The sequence below is a fragment of the Streptomyces sp. SID5643 genome (assembly GCF_009872555.1).
Taxonomy (GTDB): domain Bacteria; phylum Actinomycetota; class Actinomycetes; order Streptomycetales; family Streptomycetaceae; genus Streptomyces; species Streptomyces iakyrus.
On the sequence record NZ_WWIC01000111.1, the window covers coordinates 14,190 to 31,095 of the forward strand.

The following is a 16,906-nucleotide window of genomic DNA, read 5'->3' on the forward strand; positions in this document are numbered from 1 at the left end:
GGAACCGTAATCAAGCGTCCCTTGACTGATCGTGAAGCGGCTGGATTGGATCGGTGAATGACTTCTACCGCGAAGAGCAGCCGGTCCAGGACGAGGCACACCGGCGCGGCAGTCGCCGCGCTCACCGCCGCTGCGGCACTGCTCGCGGGCTGTTCGTCCGGCGACACCTCCGACGACCCCCTGGCGGGCGAGAAGGCGAAGGCGGGCACCGTCGTCGTCGGCTCCAACAACTTCGCCGAGAGCACCCTGCTCGCCGACATCTACGGCGAGGCCCTCAAGGCCAAGGGCATCAAGGTCACGTACAAGCACAACATCGGCAGCCGCGAGACGACGTACGGCCTGATGAAGAACGGCTCCGTCACCGTGCTGCCGGAGTACAACGGCTCGCTGCTCGCCTACCTGGATCCCAAGGCCGAGCAGAAGTCCGCCGAGGCGGTGAACGAGGCCGTCAAGGCCAAGCTCGACAAGAAGCTGACGCTGCTGAAGTCCTCGCCCGCCGAGGACAAGGACTCGGTGACCGTCAACGCCGCGACCGCGAAGAAGTACAAGCTCACCTCCTCGTCCACCCTCGCGGACCTCAAGGAGGCCGCTCCGGACCTGGTGATCGGAGGTTCGCCCGAGTTCCAGACCAGGCACCAGGGCCTGGAGGGCCTGAAGTCCGTGTACGGCCTGGAGTTCAAGTCCTTCAAGGCGCTCGACGCGGGCGGACCGCTGACCCAGGCGGCGCTCACCAGGAACACCGTCCAGGCCGCCGACATCTTCACCACGGACCCCACCATCGTGAAGGAGAAGTTCGTCGTCCTGAAGGACCCGGAGAACCTCTTCGGGTTCGCCAACGTCACCCCGCTGGTGCACAAGGACGGCCTCTCCCAGAAGGGCGTCGACGCGCTCGACGCGGTCTCCGCGAAGCTGGACACCAAGACGCTCCTGGAGCTGGACGCGCAGGTGCAGCTGGAGAAGAAGGACCCGCTGGACGTGGCCACGGCGTGGCTGAAGTCGGCGGGCCTGAGCTGACCCACTGACGTCTCACCGGCCCGGGCAGGCGACCGCCCGGGCCGGCCGCTACGCCTGCACCGCCGACGCGATCAACTGGTCGATCAGGGCGATCAGCACGTCCCGGCACGACTCCCGGTCCCGGGCGTCGCACAACAGCACCCGCACGTGCTCCGGCACCGCGAGCGCCTCCCTGATGTCCTCGGGCGGGTACGGGTGTTCGCCGTGGAAGCCGTTGACGCCGACGACGAACGGGATGCCGCGGCGTTCGAAGAAGTCGATCGCGGCGAAGCTGCACTCGGGTCTGCGCACGTCGACCAGGACCACGGCCCCGAGCGCGCCGAGCGCCAGGTCGTTCCACATGAACCAGAACCGCTGCTGCCCCGGCGTGCCGAACAGGTACAGCACGAGTTCCCGGCTGATGGTGATCCGGCCGAAGTCCAGGGCCACGGTGGTGGCCCGCTTCTCCTCGATGCCGTCCAGGTCGTCCACGCCCAGACCGGCCATGGTCAGGGGTTCCTCGGTGCGCAACGGGACGATCTCGCTGACCGACCCGACCAGGGTGGTCTTGCCGACGCCGAAGCCCCCGGCGATGAGGATCTTGACCGTGTCGGGTGCCGAAGACGCGTCAGTGGCAAGGTCAGAGCCGGCCAAGGCCGTCCCTCACTTTCTGCAGCAGGTCCAGGTCCGGAGTGGTACGGGAGACGGGGCGCGGCGGGCGGACGGTGATCCGGCCCGCCTCCAGCAGGTCGCACAGCAGGATGACGACCACGCTCACCGGCAGGTCGAGCCGGGCGGCCAGCTCCGCCACGGCGACCGGCTCGGCGCACAGCCGCAGGATCCGGGTGTGCTCGGGCTGGCACCGCGCCGCCGTGACGGGCGGCGGATCGACCGCCGTGACCGTCGAGATGAGCGTGAAGTCGGCGCGACTGGGGCGGGTCCGGCCGCCGGTCAGAGCGAACAGCCGGACGAGCCGGCCCGCCGGATCACCTACGGTCACCTCACACGCCGGGATCGACGACGAGTCCGGCCGTGCCCCGCGGTGCCGCGCTGAGGTGCTCGCCGATCTTCTTCACCAGCATGTTCATCTGGTACGCCACCACCCCGACGTCCGCGCCCGGCCCGGTCAGCACGACCAGATGCGCGCCGGGACCGGCGGAGGTCAGGATCAGGTAGCTGTTGGCCATCTCGATGAGGGCCTGGCGCACCGGGCCGCCCCGGAAGTCCATGCTGACGCCCTTGCTGAGGCTCATCAGCCCGGAGGCGGTCGCCGCGAGGCGCTCGGCGTCGTCGCGCAGGAATCCGGTGGACTTGCTGACCACCAGGCCGTCCTCGGACAGCACCACGGCCTGGTTCACGTCGGCGACCCGCTCCACGAGTCCGGTCAGCAGCTGGTCGAGCTGGGTGTGCGTGGCGGGGATGGGGCGTGTCATTGCGGTGTCCTTCGTCAGCGGTCGGCGGGCGGAGTCGAGGGGACGGGACCGGCGGCGGCCTGCCGGGGTACCGCGGCGGCCTCCTCGTCGTGGGGCGGCTCGGCGTCGTCGTCACGGGCCCGGAGCGTGCCGCGCTGGAAACCGGCCAGGGAGGAGGCGGCGGCCTCGGCGGTGAAGTCGTCGAGGAAGCCGTCGTCACCGGCGGGCACGGACTCCTCGCGCAACTCCTCCACCAGGCTGGTCTGCGGCACTCTGCGGGGGAGCGGGGCGAGACCGTCCCGCCGGGGGACGACCTCGCGGGGGGCCGGTGCGGGGGCGGCGGAGGCGGTGCGGGCCGCGACGAGGGGCCGGGGCTCCGGGGCGGGTGCGGCGGCGCGCTCCGCCCCCCGGGACGCCTCGGCCGGCCGGGGTGCCTCACCCCGCTCGGCGTCCGTCGCATCCCGTCCGCCCATCGCCACCTTCTCGTCCTCAGGGGCGTCGCCGTCCTTCACGGCGACACCGGGGGCCTCCCGCACCACGATCTCGTGCGGCACCAGCACGATCGCCGTGGTCCCGCCGTACGGCGACGAGCGCAGGGTGACGGCGATGCCGTGCCGGTGGGCCAGGCGGCCGATCACGAACATGCCGAGGCGCAGGTCGTCGGCGAGCGCCACCACGTCGAACTGCGGCGGCACCGCCAGCTGTTCGTTGAAGGACGCGTAGTCCTCCTCCGACATGCCGAGTCCGCGGTCCTCGACCTCCACGGCCAGACCCTTGGCCACCATCTGGGCCCGCACCGTGACGGGGCCCGGGGCGGGGGAGTACGCGGTCGCGTTGTCGATGAGCTCGGCCAGCAGATGGATGACGTCGGCCACCGCGGGCGGCGCAACGTACACCTCCTCCTCCGTGAGCACCTCCACCCGCTGGTACTCGGCGACCTCCCCGACCGCGCTGCGCAGGATGTCCATCAGCGCGACCGGCTCGCTCCAGCTGCGGCCGGGCCGCTCACCGCTGACGATGACGAGGTTCTCCTCGTAGCGGCGCAACTGGCTGGCGGTGGAGTCCAGTTCGTACAGGCCCTTGAGGATGTCGGGGTCGGTGTGCTCGCGCTCCAGCGTGTCGAGCTTGCTCAGCTGGAGGTTGACCAGGTTCTGGCTCTGCCGCGCAATGCCCAGGATGATCTTCTGGAAGCCGCGCCGGGTGTCGGCGAGTTCGACCGCGGTGTGCACGGCCGTGCGCTGGGCGGTGTTGAACGCCCGGGCCACCTGGCCGAGTTCGTCGTGGCCGTAGTCCAGCTCGGTCGTCGCCGCCTCCGGGTCGACCGTCTCGCCCCGCTCCAGCCGCGCCACCACGTCGGGCAGCCGCTCCTGCGCGAGGCTGACGGCGGCCCGGCGCAGGCCGCGCAGCCGCCGGGACAGCGACCGGGTGATCCGCCAGGACATGCCGACGCACAGCAGCAGCGCGAGCAGCCCGCCGGCGCTCAGCAGCGCCGCCTTGAGCAGCAGGGCGTCCGCTTTGTCGGCGCTGCGCCGGAGCAGCTCCGTCGTCTGCTGCTGGATGAGGCCCGCGTACTGCTCGGACAGCGTGTCCATGGCACCGGACCACCGCTGCTGCGCGTCCGGCAGGGCGATCCGGTCCGAGGCGGTGCTCGTGTTGCGCGACGCCAGCACCTGGTCCTCGACGGACTGCAGCGTCTGCCAGTCCCGGCTCGCCAGGATCCGCTCGGTCTCCGCCTTGGCGCTGCCCGTCAGCTGCGGCACGACCTGGTCCTTGACCAGCCAGCGCCGGGTGTTCACCAGCTCCGTGAACTGCGTCCACGTCGTGTCGTCCAGATGCCCGGCGGGCCACGCCAGGGTCAGCTGCGCGTCCTCGCGGGAGACCAGCTCCGCCGCGTGCTCGAGACCGACCAGCGGGCCCGCCTGAGAGGTGAGGTCGCCGTCGTCGACCTGGGACAGCTCCTGGAAGGCGTGGATCTGGTCGTCGATGATCGAGGAGTACTGGTCCAGCGCCTGCTGCGCGGTGATGTCGGTCGGGTCGTCCACCTGGTCCCGGTAGTACTCCAGGCTGCCCACCGAGCCCAGCACCGAGTACAGCCGGTCGGATATGCGCGAGGGTGCCTTCGCGATCGCGTCCGCCTGCCCGACCAGCTTGGCGACCGCCTTGTCGGTCTCCTCGCGCTGCGCGTCCAGCGCGGCCCGGGAGCCCTTCGGCGAGGCCAGCCAGGCGGCCGACAGACTGCGTTCCCGCTGGAGCGCGAGCGTCGCGTCGGTGCCCATGGCGCCGGTCGAGCGGCTGAGCTCCGTCTGGTCGCGCAGCCTGAGGCCCTCCGAGAACATCTGGATCGTCGTCACGCCCCACATGGCGGCGAGGGTGACGCTGGGCACGAGGGCCAGGAGCACCAGGGAGAGGCGTATGGAACCGAGGCGGCGCCGGGCACCTGTCCGTCGAGACATCGTCGTCCTAGGGCGATCAGCGGGGGGTGGGGAACGGGAAGGCGGAGCGGTCGGGGGATGTGGGGGACGGGCGCGGGGGTGGTGCCGTCCCGGGCACGGCACATGGGATGCGCAGGATGTTATCCGTACAAGTGGGCCTGCGGGCCGGGCCTGAACGAATCTTTGGCGACACCATCACAGGATGGGTCCGGTCACCGGGTCCCGGCGGCCGCGAACCGCGCCACGGCGGACACGTTCGACCTGGTCACGAACGCGGGGCCGGTGAGCACCGGGGCCGTCCCGCCACCGCTGACGTTGCCGTTGGTCCGGTACAGCCACAGGGCGTCCACCGCGAGGTAGCCCTGGAGGTACGGCTGCTGGTCCACGGCGAACTGCACCTCGCCGTCCCGGACCGCCTTGACGAGGTCCTTGTCGAGGTCGAAGGTGGCGACCTTCGCCCGGCTGCCGGACTGCCGCACCGCCTTGACGGCACCGAGCCCGTGCTGGGCGCCCAGGGTGACGACCTCGTCGATGCTGGAGTCCTGGCGCAGCCGGGACGCGATCGTGGCGGTGACCGCGTTCATGTCGCTGCCGTCCACGTACAGGTTGTCGGTCTCGCCCTGGAAGGTCTTGCGCACCCCGGCGCAGCGTGCCTCCAGCGCGACGTTTCCCCGCTCGTGCACCACGCACAGGGCGTGCCGGGCCTTGTAGGCGTCGAGCTTGTCGCCGACGGCCCGGCCCGCGACGGACTCGTCCTGGCCGAAGTACTCCAGGAGCCCGGTCGACCGCCAGGCGTCGATGCCGGAGTTGAGCCCGACGACGGGTATGCCGGCCGCCTTGGCCCGGGCGACCGGGCCGCGCATCGCGGCCGGCTTGGCGAGGGTCACCGCGATGCCGTCGGCCTTGGCGCGCACGGCGTCCCGCACCAGATCGGCCTGCGCGGCCGGGTCGGCGTCGCTGACGTACGTCAGGTCGATGCCGTCCTTGGCGGCCGCCGCCTCGGCTCCCTTGCGGACCAGGTCCCAGAAGGCGTCGCCCTTGCCGCCGTGTGTCACCAGGGTGACCTTCATCCCGCCGCCGGCTCCGTCCGCCGCGTCCGTGCCGTCGTCGGCCGCGCCGAGGACGGAGCAACCGGACACCAGCAGACACAGGACGGACGCCAGGGCGGCGACCCGGGTGCGTCTCACGGGAGCGTGCGGCGGGGGAGGAGTGTTCATGAGGGGCGGACCTCGCTGTGCAGCCGAGCAAGAGCAGGGTGAGAGTGCGTGCGGGGCGGCTGGATGTGCACCGGCCTGATGACTCTCGCTGGCCCGGAGCCAACCGTGTGTGACCACCGGTCGTCAAGTGAGCGGCCACATGCCGTGAGGTGATGCTGCCGCATCGTGATGATCTGTCCGACCGGTCGAACGGCGGGATTCCGGTTACGGCTTGCGCGCCACCGTCCCGTACGGCGCGATGTTCTCGTCCCGGCTGCTCTCACCTCCGCTTTCCGTACCGTCCGTGCGGTTCGGACACCAGCTGTGGACCTGGCCGACGCCGGGTTCCGCCAGACCGGGACCCCGCGAAACACCGCCGCCTCCGCGTGCCTTGCGATGCTCGACTGATCCTCACAGAGGGCAGTCGGCCGCCGCGCGCGATTCCACCACCCCGGGCCCGCGGGGGAGGGAACCGCTTGCTCCGGTGGCCTGGAGGGCCCGCCTAGACTGGGGCGGCGCGCAGGGCGACGGAGGCGACGGAAAGGGCGGGTGACGGTGGCGGCAGCCGGTGGTGGCTTCGAGGACCCCTCCGCGGACGTGCTCGCCCGGGCGGCCGAGGCCTTCGGCCTGCTGGCCTCGCCCGCCCGCCTGCACATCGTCTGGGCGCTGGCCGGCGGCGAGAGCGACGTGACCGGCCTCGCCGAGCGGGTCGGCGGCGCGCTGCCCGCGGTCAGCCAGCACCTCACCAAGCTGAAGCTGGCCGGACTCGTGCGCTCCCGCCGCGAGGGACGCCGGCAGGTGTACTACGTCGACGACCCCGACGTCGTCGAGGTCGTACACCTCCTGGTGGACCGGCTCTCGGACCGCGCGGCACCGGCGCGCCGCCGCCTCCATGGCCTCTGAGACCGCCGGAGGCACCACCCTGGAGGTGCTGCGGCGGCTGGAGTCGGGCCCCCGGGGGCTGACCGAGGCCCGGGCCGCGTCGCGGCTGGCCGCCTGCGGCGAGAACACCCTGCCGGACCGCCGTACCCCGCCCTGGCACCGCCGTTGCATACGCGCCCTGCGCGATCCCTTCACCGCCGTACTGCTCTGCCTCGGCCTGGTGTCCGCCGCCGTCGCCTCGTGGGGCACCGCCGTGGTGATCCTCGCCCTGGTGGCGGTCAGTTGCGCGCTCCGGGCCGGCGGGGAGCACCGGGCCGACCGGTCCCTGACGGCCCTGCGCGAACTGGTCGCCGGGACCGCCACGGTGCTGCGGCGTCCCGGACCCGACGAGCCGCCGGAACCCCGGGAGGTGCCCGTCGCTGAACTGGTCCCCGGCGACGTGCTCCGGCTCGGCCCCGGTGACCTGGTCCCGGCGGACGTACGACTGCTCCGGGCCCGTGGACTCACGGTGCACCAGGGGGCGTTGACGGGGGAGTCGGCGCCGGTGGCGAAGCGGGCCGGCGACGAGGACGATCCCGACGAACGCCGGCTGTGCTTCCAGGGCAGTACGGTCGCCGCCGGCGGCGCCACCGCCGTCGTGGTCGCGACCGGCGCCGCGACACGGTTCGCCGCCGCCCACCGGACCCCGGCCGCGCCGCGGGAGGGCGGGGCCTTCGACCGGTCCGTGCACGGCATCTCCTGGGTGCTGATCCGGTTCATGCTGCTCACGCCGCCGCTCGTGCTGATGGCGAACGCGACCCTGCGCGACCGCGGCCTGGAGACCCTGCCGTTCGCCGTCGCGGTCGCCGTCGGGCTGACACCCGAGATGCTGCCGGTGATCGTCACGACCTGCCTGGCCCGCGGCACCGCCCGCCTCGCCCGCGCGCATGCCGTCATCGTCAAACGGCTGCCGGCCCTGCACGACCTCGGCGCGGTCGACGTGCTGTGCGTCGACAAGACCGGCACCCTCACCCAGGACCGCCCCGTCGTCGCACGGGCCCTCGACGCGGCCGGCCGGGACGACCCCGAGGTGCTGCGCTGGGCCGCCGTGGGCGCCTGGTGGACCCTCCAGCTCGCCGAACTGCCCGCACCCGACGCCCTCGACGAGGCCCTGCTGGAGGCGGGCGGGCCGGTGGGCGAGGAGTACGACGGGGTGGACGCCGTGCCGTTCGACCCGGAACGGCGGTGGGCGGCGGCGGTGGTCCGGGGCGACCTCGGGCGGCACACCGTCGTCGTCACCGGCGCGGCGGAAGCCGTCCTGGAACGCTGCGCCACCGCACCCGGCGAGCGCGACCGGCTGCTCGCCCTCGCCGCCCGGCAGGCGGACGCCGGACTCAGGGTGCTGGCCGTCGCCACGGCCGACCGCCCCGCCGGCGACCGCGGGGCCCGTACGGCCGACCCCCGGGGCCTGGACTTCCAGGGCCTGGTGACCTTCCGGGACGCCCTCGCCCCCACCGCCGCCGAAGCCCTGCGCGAACTGGCCGGACGCGGCGTCACCGTCAAGGTCCTCACCGGCGACCACCCCGCCACGGCGGCCCGGGCCTGCCGTGACCTGGGCCTGGACCCCGGCGACGTACGGACCGCGGCACACCTCCCCGACGGACCCGGCGGTGCGACCGTCGTCGCCCGCTGCACCCCGCAGGACAAGGCCCGCCTCGTCACGGCCCTGCGGGCCGCCGGGCACACCGTCGGCTTCCTCGGCGACGGCGTGAACGACGTGGCCGCGCTGCGCGCGGCCGACGTCGGCATCGCGCCCCGCTCCGCCGTCGGCGTGGCACGGGAGAGCGCCGACGTCGTGCTCGCCGACAAGGACCTCACGGCGATCGGCCACGCGGTCACGGCCGGCCGGCACGCGAGCGGCAACATCGCCTCGTACCTGCGCGTCACGCTCTCCTCGAACCTCGGCAACGTCGTCGCCATGCTCGCCGCCGGGCTGCTCCTGCCCTTCCTGCCGATGCTCCCGGCCCAGGTGCTCGCGCAGAACCTGTGCTTCGACGCCGCCCAGCTGGCGTTCGCCCACGACCGTCCCGGCGCGGCCGCCCTGCGTGGCCCGGCGGTGCTGAGACCGCGCTCGTTCCTCCGCTTCGCGGTCGGTTTCGGGATGCTCAACGCGCTGGCCGACCTCGCCACCTTCGCCGTCCTCGCGCTGGCGCTGCACGGCCCGGACGCCGCCGTGGACGACGAGGCCGTGTTCCACTCCGCCTGGTTCACCGAGAACCTGCTCACCCAGGCCGTGGTCATGCTGCTCCTGCGCACCGGCCGGGGCGGCGGACCGGGCCGTGTGCCGGGCCCGGTCGGCCTGGCGGCGGCCGGTCTCGCCGCCGTCGGCGTGCTGCTCCCGCCGAGCCCCCTCGGATCGGCCCTCGGCATGACGGCCCTGCCCGCCGTGTACTGCCTGCTGCCCGCCGTCGTCCTCGGCCTGTACGCGCTGGCCCTGGCGGCGGTCCGGGCCCGGCACCGGCCCGTCAGCCGTAGGTGAGGTTCGAGCAGGGGTTGTCGTCCGCGGAGCGGGCCCCGTCGGCCACCTCGGACGGCACCGCCGAGGGGGCAGGAGAGGCGGATGCGCCCGCCGCCGGGCTGTCGGCGTAGGACCGCCCGAGGACGACACTGATCCCACTGCCCGTCACGGACCGCAGCTCGGCCCCGGGGAAGGCCCGCGCGACGGTCCTGGCCCGGTCCTCCAGGCCCGGCCCGTACTCGACCAGCGTGATGGTGTGGTCCTGGCCGGCCGCCGTCGCCGTGTCCGTGACGGTGAAGCCGTCACCGGTGAGTTCGGCGGCGGCGCGGGCGGCCAGGCCGGGAACGGCGGTGCCGTTGTAGACGGCGACGTCGATGCCCGCACCGGAGACCGGCGTGGGGGAGGCGGTGGCACCGGAACCGGCTCCGGTCTTCGTGCCGCCGGCGTTCTCGCCGTCGATCGTGCGGTCGGACCGGAGTGCGGCCCACAGGGCGTCCGCGTCCGGCTGGACCATCGCCACCCGCGACCCCTGGTAACGCCAGGGCACGGTGACGAACTTGGTGTTGTGCAGGTCGATGTCCTTCAGGGACATCGCGAAGGAGATCAGCTTGTCGGCTGAGCCGAGGCCGGGGTCGACGGTGAGCGACTTCGTCGCGGCGTCGGCCAGCGGCAACAGCCTCGTGGGGGTGAGGCCCTTGCTCTTGACCTCCTTGAGCAGGCTTGCCACGAAGGCCTGCTGGCGCTTGATCCGGCCGATGTCGGAGCCGTCCCCGATGCCGTGCCGGATCCGGACGTAGTCCAGTGCCTTCTGCCCCGCCACGGTCTGCTCCCCCTTGCGGAAGAGCAGCTTGCCCGGGGCGGTGAGATGCGGATCGAGGTCGTTCTCGTAGACGTCCTGCGGCAGGCACACCTTCACCCCGCCCACCACCTCCGTCAGGTCCGCGAAGCCCTTGAAGTCGACGACGACGGTGTGGTCGACGCGCAGCCCGGTGAGCTGCTCGACGGTGTTCTGGGTGCAGGCCGGGTTGCCCTTCGGCGTCTGGCCGACCGAGTAGGCCGCGTTGAACATCGTGTCCGGCTGGGCCTTGGTCCACGTGCCGTCGGGGAGTTTGCAGGGCGGGACGGTGACCAGTGTGTCGCGGGGGATGGAGACGGCGATCGCGTGCCGGTGGTCGGCGTAGACGTGCAGCAGGAAGGCGGTGTCCGAGCGGCCGACGTCGTCCTTGTCGCCGCCGCCCAGCGCGTCGTTGCCGCCGGTTCGGGTGTCGGACCCGATGACCAGGACGTTCTCGCCCTTCGAGGAGCCGGCGTCGGGGCGGTTGTCGGACAGGCCGCCGGAGTCGAACGTGCTGATGTCGCCGTCCAGCTCGAGGTACAGCCAGCCGGCGCCGCCCACGGCGAGCACGAGCAGGGCCAGGGTGACCAGGAGGGCGGTGCGTATGCCGCGGCGGCGGCCGCGCCGGCGCCTGCGATCGCGCGGGGCGCCCCGGTTGCTGTGGGCGGCGCCCCCGCTCCGGCGCCGCGGCGGGTCCGTCCTCCGATTGCTGGTGACCGTCATCGGCGTCTGCTTGCCTCTCGCCCGGGGGTTGTACAGTTGCGCAATGTAGCAACTATTGGCGAGAGGGAGGGCATGACGTGCTGCGCAACGGACTGGAGCCCTGGCATCTGCTGATCGTGGCGATCGTCGTGATCGTCCTGTTCGGCTCGAAGAAGCTGCCGGACACGGCGCGATCGCTGGGCCGCTCGATGCGGATCCTCAAGAGCGAGGCCAAGGCGCTGAAGGAGGAGAGCGGTTCGGGCGCGGCACCCGGCGAGCGGAACCGGTCCACCGCGCCGGTCGACCCCGGCTAGGTCGTGTCCGCAAAGTCCCGTCGTCCGCCCGCGGGGCAGGCGGGACTTTGCGGAAACGGCCAAGGGCCGGCCGTCCTTCGGATCGGCCGAGGGGAACTCCTCAGGCCTGCCGCGCCGGCGCCGGGGCCACGGTCTCGGCCGCCCGGGCCTGCTTCCGGCGCTGTCTGCGGCTGACGCGGGGTTCCTGGTCCGGGAGCCAGCCGAAGGCGAGGCAGCTGCCGGTCACGCCCAGGAGCAGGCCGACGAAGAAGCCGCCCAGGTTGGAGGTCATCCAGGTGGCCAGGGAGACCAGGACGCCGATGACCGAGTAGAACAGACGCTGGGTGGGGTTGAAGAGGATCAGCACGCCGCACAGCAGCATCACCACCGGGAGCAGATAGCCGGCCACGCCCTGCATACCGACGTGCAGGATGACGTCCAGCGACGCCTTCAGGGTGAGCAGGACCTCCGCCCCGCCCAGGGCGAGCAGCAGCCCGCCCCAGAACGGCCGGCCGGCCCGCCACTGCCGGAAGGCGGGCCGGACTCCCTCACGCGGGCCGCGCGGCATCAGCAACCCGATCCGCTGAAGCCCAGCTTCAGGCCCGGCAGCTTGAACACACCGGCCGTCGTCGCGTAGTTGGTCTGCCGCAGGTTGGCGATGTGCACCGTGTCGGACTGCTGGCTGAACACGCCGATCGGCCCGCGGCCCTTCGGGCCCGCCTTGTTCAGGGTGCTGGCGTCGTTGCCGATCTCGATGTTGGTGAAGGCCGCGTCGCCGGACAGCTCGGTCGAGTCGGTCGTCAGATCGCTGGCGCGCACCTTCTGCGAGCCCTCGCCCGCCCTGATGACCAGGTTCGTGCCGCCGAGGTCCACGCTCTGGCAGAGCTTGGTGAGCGTCGCGTTCTTGATCACGGACGTGACGACCAGTACCTGACCGCCGGTCTCGCCCGCGTTGGGGCTGCCCTCGGCCATCTCGTCCAGACCGCCGAACTGTGCGAAGCCGGTGCCGTCCAGTTCGGTCGCGGTGACCGTGAAGGGCATGCCGGAGATGGCGAACTGCACGCCCAGGGCGCCTTCGGCGGTCAGGACCGCGAGTCCCGCGGCGGCCAGCGTGGCCGGCACCGCCATTACCGCGGCCCGGCGTGCCCGGACCCGCCCGCGACGCGCGGGAGCGTCGCCGACGTCCGGGGCGGCGGCGCCGTCCGGTCTTTCGGGGGTGTGCTCGGCGGAGGAGGTCATGTGTGCTCCAGGTGCATGTCGGTGCGGATCGGACTTCGGTGGCACGTTGCCCTGGCGCGGACACCGACCGCGTACGCACGGCTCCCGCAACTCCCGGTGGTTGCAAGGGCTTTCTCGTTACGCCGCAGTAGCCGTCGAGGAAGTTACCGGGGGTTACATGAAGGGTCAAGGGAAGTGTGAACAAAGAGTGGCGATGGTGTGCCGTGGGTGAGTCGCCGGTTTTCCGAAACGCTCACGGCGTGCACAACTCCCTTGCAATGTCTTGACGTTGCCGGAGAGGCCGGTCTACAACTCTCCTCGTCCCACCGGATCCGTGGCGCCGGATCCGCCACGCGGCACGTCCGCGTGTCCCGGACCCGCTCGCGCCCGTCAGGGCATCTCGTCGCCCGGTGCGTCCGCACGGGCTTTCCATCGCCCGAGCCCCCCAGCAACGGCACGGCTTCTGGAGCCGCGCCGCCAGCCACCCCCCGCCCGGCCCGGCCGGAGGTCCCTTCCCGTGTGGACCTCCGGCCGGTGACCGGCCTGCCGTTGCCGGCCCGTCACGTACGGAGAAGGCGTGACGGGCCCGCAACGGCGGACGTCCGGCGCACCCCCCACCCGCACCTCCGCTATGGAAAGAGGTACACCCCATGCGTACGCGCACCCTCCTCACCCTCACCGCCGCCGTCGCCGCCCTGGGCCTCGCCGCCCCCGCCTCCGCGGCCGACACCCCCGTCCTGACCACCGCCGACGGAGCCGCGGTCGCGGTCGGCGACGTCCTCGACGCCTCCCTGGCGAGCGGCACCGCCGCCACGTTCTACTCCAGCGCGACCGGCACCAGCGGCATCTCCTGCACCAAGTCGGCGTTCTCCGCCGCCGTCACCGACAACCCCGCCGCCCCCGGCACCGCCACCGAGTCCCTGACCTCGCACAGCTTCGACACCACCGGCTGTTCCACCAACGTCGTCGGGGTGCTCGGCGTCAGCGGCATCACCGTCGACAACCTGCCCTACACCACCAGCGTGTCCTCCGACGGCACCGTCTCCGTGGCCCCGGCCGCGGGCTCGGCGGTCCAGTCCACGGTCAAGCTGCGCACCCTGCTCGGCACCATCACCTGCGTCTACCAGGCCCCCGGTCTGACCGGCACGGCGAGCAACGCCGACAACAGCATCTCCTTCACCAACCAGCAGTTCACCAAGGTGTCCGGCTCGTCGCTGTGCTTCAGCAACGCCTTCTTCACCGCCAAGTACGCCCCGGTGACCAAGGGCGGCGTCGCCGTCGTCGTCAACTAGGCGCAGACAGCGGTAGTTCAGCGTCGCCGTAGCCGTACGGCCAGGGCGGCGCCGCCGGTGAGCAGCAGCACCGCCGCGGCGCCGCCCGCCAGCACGGGCGCGGACGGGCCGGAGGACGGTCCGGACGAGGTGGCCAGTGGCGTGTGGTCGCCCCGGGGCTGCGGGCCGGGGGAGTCCACGGCGGGGCTCGCCACCGGCTCCGCCTTCTCCGGCTGCCGCTTCTGCCCGGGCTCCTTCGTCGCCGGCTCCCGCGTCTTCCGTTCGGCGCCCGCCTCCTCCTTCCGAGGCTCCCTCTCCTTCTCCTTCTCCGGGAACACCACGTCGGAGCACGCGTAGTAGGTGTCCGGCGTGCTGCTGTTCTGCCAGACCGTGTACAGCACATGCCGCCCGGCCCGGTCGGAGGGCAGAGTCGCCTCGAAGCGGTACGCGCCGTCCCGCAGGGCCGGGTCCGTCACCTCGGCGAACGGCTTCCGGGGCAGGTCGGACCAGGACAGCGGCCCGGCCGGGTCGTAGCCGGGCTTCGTCAGATACATCCGGAACGTACCGGTGTGCGGGATCGTCGAGACGTACCGCATCGTCAGCGTCGCTCCGGGCGCCGTCCGGGTCGACGGCCAGTCGGCGCGGGGGAGGTCGAGACCCCGGTAGGCGGGCAGGCCCCCGCTGCACAGCTTCCCGTCCGGGATCACCGCGCGGTCCCGGCCGTTCACGTTCGCCACCCGCAGGTTGTCCCACGCCGTGAAGGGCGCGCCGTTCGCGGCGACGGCCGCACGGCACGCCGCCGTGCCCGCCCGGTCACCGCCCTGCGGGGAACACGCCACCACCCGGCTCACCGGGTCCGTCGGCGCCCCGTGCGCCCGGGCGGGAGCCGCCGTCCCGAGCGGCAGCAGCAGCGGGGTCACCAGAGCCGCGGCGAGTGCGGTGCGGTGTGCGGTCGTACGAGGCATCCGTCTGCTTCTCCTCGGCCCGGGCGGCGACGTTCGGTAGTGCAGTACGGGAAACCGGCCCGACGCGTTCATCGCGCCACGACCTGCTGCAAAAGGGGCCATTGGGCGGTCAACTGCCCTCCGTCCGCCCGCCATCGAGGGTCGGGCAGCAGGTGGATCGAGGGTTTCCCCCGTATCCCGCTGACCTTTCCTTTGCCTATCGTTCGACCACAGCTGACCCACAGGTAACCCCGAACGGTCGCTCCCCACACGCCTGGCCGGCCATCGCGTCGCTCTTCGCTTTTCGAACGACCCCCCTCCGCTTCGAGGACGAAGCGACTCCACCGCCGCTCCGCCCAGCCCGGAGTCCGGCCACGAAAGGCAACGACCGTGCGTATCTCCCCAGAGCTCAGACGGAAGCTGATATCCGTCGCCGTCGTCTCCACCGCCCTGCTGACCGCCGCCCCCGCCTCGGTCGCCGTCGCCCAGGAGCCGGCTCCCCGCCCGGCCGCCGTTCCCGCCGCGCAGACCGAGGCCGCCCCGGGTGTCCAGGCCGAGCGCCTCATCGTCGGCTACAAGTCCGGCGCGAGCGAGGCCAAGTCCAACAAGGCGGCGGCCGCCGACGCCGCGTCCAAGGCCGACAAGACCGGCGAGGACGTCGACTTCCAGCGTCGCCTCGGCACCGGCGCCGCCCTCGTCGAGCTGGGCTCCGACCCCACCCGGGCGTCCGTCTCCGACGTCGTCGCCGCGTACCAGGCCGACCCGCAGGTCGCCTACGTGGTCCCGGACCGCCTGAACAAGCCGACGGCCGTCACACCGAACGACACCGAGTACAGCAAGCAGTGGGACCTGTTCGAGTCCACCGCGGGCATGAACGTCCCCGCCGCCTGGGACACCACCACCGGCAGCGGCGTGACCGTCGCCGTCATCGACACCGGCTACGTCGCCCACTCGGACCTGGCCGCGAACATCGTCGGCGGCTACGACTTCATCTCCGACACCGCCGTCTCCGTCGACGGCAACGGCCGTGACAGCAACCCGGCCGACCCGGGCGACTGGTACAACGACAACGAGTGCGGCCAGGGCATCCCGGCTTCCACCTCCTCCTGGCACGGCACCCACGTGGCCGGCACCATCGCCGCCGCCACCAACAACGGCAAGGGTGTCGCCGGTATCGCCTACGGCGCGAAGATCTCCCCCGTCCGCGTGCTGGGCAAGTGCGGCGGCTACGACTCCGACATCATCGACGCCATCACCTGGGCGTCCGGCGGCACCGTCTCGGGCGTGCCCGCCAACACCAACGTCGCCAAGGTCATCAACATGAGCCTCGGCGGGGGCGGCGCCTGCTCCAGCGCCACCCAGAGCGCCATCAACGGTGCCGTGAACCGCGGCACCTCGGTCGTCGTCGCGGCCGGCAACGAGAACACCAACGCCTCGTCATCGTCCCCGGCGAACTGCAACAACGTCATCACCGTCGCCGCGACCAACCGCGCAGGCAGCCGTGCCTCGTACTCCAACTACGGCACGGTCGTGGACATCTCCGCCCCCGGCGGTGAGACCCGCACCTCGACCGCCAACGGCATCCTCTCCACGCTGAACTCCGGCTCCAGGACGCCGTCGAGCGAGAACTACGCCTTCTACCAGGGCACCAGCATGGCCACCCCGCACGTCGCGGGCCTCGCCGCCCTGATGAAGTCGGCCAACTCCGCCCTCACCCCGGCGCAGATCGAGTCGGCCATCAAGGCCAACGCCCGTGCCCTGCCGGGCACCTGCTCCGGCGGCTGCGGCGCCGGCCTCGCGGACGCCGCCAAGACGGTCCAGGCCGTCAAGGGCGGTACGTCCACCGGCACGACGTTCTCCAGCACCACCGCCGTCGCCATCCCGGACAACGGCGCCGCGATCGAGTCCCCGATCAGTGTCACCGGCCGCAGCGGCAACGCTCCCTCGGCCCTCCAGGTCGGCGTCGACATCACCCACACCTACCGCGGTGACCTCGTCATCGACCTGGTGGCGCCGGACGGTTCGGCGTACCGCCTGAAGGCCGCCGCGTCGGACTCCGCGGACAACGTGAACACCACCTACACGGTGAACGCCGCCGGCGAGGTGGCCAACGGCACCTGGAAGCTGCGCGTCCAGGACACCGCCGCCCAGGACACGGGCACCCTCAACGGCTGGAAGCTGACCTTCTGATCCTCCTTCGGGAACGCTGAACGAGGCAGGCCACGAACGGG

15 protein-coding genes are annotated in these 16,906 nt (G+C 72.4%); 6 read left to right on the forward strand and 9 right to left on the reverse strand.

All coding sequences use genetic code 11. The features are described from left to right. Positions 1-57: 57 nt before the first annotated feature. Positions 58-1,014 carry an ABC transporter substrate-binding protein gene (locus GTY56_RS14325; RefSeq protein WP_161365736.1) on the forward strand — a complete coding sequence of 319 codons (957 nt, stop codon included), beginning with the start codon at positions 58-60 and terminating at the stop codon, positions 1,012-1,014. Between the two features lie 48 nt (positions 1,015-1,062). Here GTY56_RS14325 and GTY56_RS14330 read toward each other — a convergent pair whose 3' ends face one another. The 5 genes from GTY56_RS14330 to GTY56_RS14350 form a co-directional block, all read right to left on the reverse strand. Beyond that, positions 1,063-1,647 carry a GTP-binding protein gene (locus GTY56_RS14330; RefSeq protein WP_161365737.1) on the reverse strand — a complete coding sequence of 195 codons (585 nt, stop codon included), beginning with the start codon at positions 1,645-1,647 and terminating at the stop codon, positions 1,063-1,065. Beyond that, complete coding sequence (locus tag GTY56_RS14335; protein ID WP_161365738.1) at positions 1,634-1,993, reverse strand: DUF742 domain-containing protein; 360 nt, start codon at positions 1,991-1,993, stop codon at positions 1,634-1,636. Before GTY56_RS14335 ends, GTY56_RS14330 begins: the two co-directional genes overlap by 14 nt. A 1-nt stretch (position 1,994) precedes the next feature. Then, positions 1,995-2,426: a roadblock/LC7 domain-containing protein gene (locus GTY56_RS14340; protein WP_161365739.1), complete on the reverse strand. Its 432-nt coding sequence runs from the start codon at positions 2,424-2,426 to the stop codon at positions 1,995-1,997. Between the two features lie 14 nt (positions 2,427-2,440). After that, positions 2,441-4,858, reverse strand: a complete 2,418-nt coding sequence (locus GTY56_RS14345; RefSeq protein ID WP_161365740.1) for a sensor histidine kinase — start codon at positions 4,856-4,858, stop codon at positions 2,441-2,443. Between the two features lie 191 nt (positions 4,859-5,049). Beyond that, the gene (locus tag GTY56_RS14350; protein ID WP_161365741.1) at positions 5,050-6,054 is read right to left on the reverse strand and encodes a substrate-binding domain-containing protein; all 1,005 of its coding nucleotides are present in this window, start codon (positions 6,052-6,054) and stop codon (positions 5,050-5,052) included. A 534-nt stretch (positions 6,055-6,588) separates the two neighbouring features. Between GTY56_RS14350 and GTY56_RS14355 the strand changes: the two genes are divergently transcribed. Next, positions 6,589-6,936 carry a metalloregulator ArsR/SmtB family transcription factor gene (locus tag GTY56_RS14355; RefSeq protein ID WP_161365762.1) on the forward strand — a complete coding sequence of 116 codons (348 nt, stop codon included), beginning with the start codon at positions 6,589-6,591 and terminating at the stop codon, positions 6,934-6,936. Then, the gene (mgtA, locus tag GTY56_RS14360; protein WP_161365742.1) at positions 6,926-9,433 is read left to right on the forward strand and encodes a magnesium-translocating P-type ATPase; all 2,508 of its coding nucleotides are present in this window, start codon (positions 6,926-6,928) and stop codon (positions 9,431-9,433) included. Before GTY56_RS14355 ends, mgtA begins: the two co-directional genes overlap by 11 nt. Here the strand turns inward: mgtA and GTY56_RS14365 are convergent. After that, positions 9,420-10,970, reverse strand: coding sequence for an LCP family protein (locus tag GTY56_RS14365; RefSeq protein WP_161365743.1), 1,551 nt, complete (start codon positions 10,968-10,970; stop codon positions 9,420-9,422). The genes mgtA and GTY56_RS14365 overlap by 14 nt on opposite strands. Positions 10,971-11,047: 77 nt before the next feature. On the opposite strand from GTY56_RS14365, the gene tatA reads away from it, so the two are divergent. Continuing rightward, positions 11,048-11,263, forward strand: coding sequence for a Sec-independent protein translocase subunit TatA (tatA, locus tag GTY56_RS14370; RefSeq protein WP_161365744.1), 216 nt, complete (start codon positions 11,048-11,050; stop codon positions 11,261-11,263). A gap of 100 nt (positions 11,264-11,363) precedes the next feature. On the opposite strand, the gene GTY56_RS14375 is transcribed toward tatA, so the two are convergent. Further along, complete coding sequence (locus GTY56_RS14375) at positions 11,364-11,810, reverse strand: DUF6114 domain-containing protein (protein WP_202510157.1); 447 nt, start codon at positions 11,808-11,810, stop codon at positions 11,364-11,366. Continuing rightward, positions 11,810-12,481, reverse strand: a complete 672-nt coding sequence (locus GTY56_RS14380) for a DUF6230 family protein (RefSeq protein ID WP_161365745.1) — start codon at positions 12,479-12,481, stop codon at positions 11,810-11,812. The genes GTY56_RS14375 and GTY56_RS14380 overlap by 1 nt, the downstream gene beginning before the upstream one ends. 629 nt (positions 12,482-13,110) lie before the next feature. Between GTY56_RS14380 and GTY56_RS14385 the strand changes: the two genes are divergently transcribed. After that, positions 13,111-13,752, forward strand: coding sequence for a Tat pathway signal sequence domain protein (locus GTY56_RS14385; RefSeq protein ID WP_161365746.1), 642 nt, complete (start codon positions 13,111-13,113; stop codon positions 13,750-13,752). 17 nt (positions 13,753-13,769) lie between these two features. Here the strand turns inward: GTY56_RS14385 and GTY56_RS14390 are convergent, their stop codons facing one another. Beyond that, complete coding sequence (locus GTY56_RS14390) at positions 13,770-14,696, reverse strand: lytic polysaccharide monooxygenase auxiliary activity family 9 protein (RefSeq protein WP_161365747.1); 927 nt, start codon at positions 14,694-14,696, stop codon at positions 13,770-13,772. Positions 14,697-15,065: 369 nt separating this feature from the next. Here GTY56_RS14390 and GTY56_RS14395 point away from each other — a divergent pair, with 369 nt between their 5' ends. Then, complete coding sequence (locus GTY56_RS14395; protein ID WP_161365748.1) at positions 15,066-16,865, forward strand: S8 family serine peptidase; 1,800 nt, start codon at positions 15,066-15,068, stop codon at positions 16,863-16,865. Positions 16,866-16,906: the final 41 nt, after the last annotated feature.